This is a genomic window from Sphingobacterium bovisgrunnientis, assembly GCF_009829085.1.
Classification (GTDB): Bacteria; Bacteroidota; Bacteroidia; order Sphingobacteriales; family Sphingobacteriaceae; genus Sphingobacterium; species Sphingobacterium bovisgrunnientis.
In genome coordinates this window covers 1-747 of the sequence record NZ_WUQY01000097.1, presented here as the reverse complement: position 1 = coordinate 747, position 747 = coordinate 1, and the positions used below count along the sequence as shown (strand labels likewise).

Genomic DNA, 747 nt, shown 5'->3' with positions numbered 1-747 from the left:
AATTTGTCGAATCAAGGAACCGAAGTTACGGAAGAACATGAACCTTAATTTCAAAAATGATGAACATTCCCATAAATTTGTTGAACGTCACAAAGATGAAATTTTTGACAAGTTCCAAATTATGGTCAACGAGATGAGGAGAGAACAAATTTCGCTTTGTTAGTTCTCTCAATAATGTGTTCCTTATTCAAGGAAATGAACGAATTCCCACTAACAATGAACTCCTTAAAAATCTAATTAAAACAGAATTATATACATAAAAAAAAAATGATAAAATGTTTCCACATGGTGCATTCATCCGCTCCAATTGTTGTTGCATCACATTCATCACGAAGGCTTGATTGTCTCCAGCTCTTGACGATGATTATTCTTTATCGAACATACTAATAACTAAAATTTTGTGGGTGCATGCGTTTGCGCACAAAAATTGGTCTTTCTCCTTTGATAATCTTCTCACTCTTGCATTTTTCCTCTCTACGCTTTCTTTCATACTCTCTTGGAAACTAATTGATCTCCATAAAAAAATGACCACCCTTGGGAGGTTCAAACCCGAATAGCGAAGAATTTAATAAGGATTTTAACCCGAGAAGTGAACTCAAGAGAGGTAGGAATGGGAGAATTCAACGAAAACACAACCAAGAATTTTTGGAAAGTGTTTCCTTAAATCTATTCGTACATTTTCCACTCCAAAATTCATACCAATGGATGAATCAAGTAGTGAGTGGACTTCTTCAAAGAAATTGCACT

At 34.7% G+C, this 747-nt stretch carries 1 protein-coding gene; it reads left to right on the top strand.

What is annotated here, in order from left to right:
• Window positions 1-534 precede the first annotated feature (534 nt).
• Window positions 535-747 (top strand): hypothetical protein (locus GOQ16_RS17755; protein WP_204987518.1); only part of this gene is annotated, 213 nt, incomplete at its 3' end.